This window comes from Bradyrhizobium sp. Kon58, assembly GCF_055807455.1.
Genome location: NZ_JBVVOT010000536.1, coordinates 1 through 253 on the forward strand (window position 1 = coordinate 1; position 253 = coordinate 253).

The following is a 253-nucleotide window of genomic DNA, read 5'->3' on the forward strand; positions in this document are numbered from 1 at the left end:
CCGTGAAGGTAGTCACGTTCCTGCGGGGCGCTGAGGCGGTACTGTTCCAGCAGTTCGGCATGCAGAATCTGTTCGTGGGGCGGCGCCATGCCCAGCCAGACCGCAAGCCCTTGCTGATGAAGTATGGCTTGGGCGATGGCAATGCTCCTGGGCAACCCGGACGGCGGTGTGCGGTGCAGCAAAGCATTCAGCCAGTCCTGCAGCGCCTTTGCGCTAAGGTTCATCAGGAGCACGTGGTCAATATCGGCCCGCG

General features: G+C 62.5%; 1 protein-coding gene. It reads right to left on the bottom strand.

The window, feature by feature from the left end; genetic code table 11:
- A partial coding sequence (locus AC0L20_RS41395) for a hypothetical protein (protein WP_473295894.1) occupies positions 1–253 on the bottom strand: 253 nt, incomplete at both ends.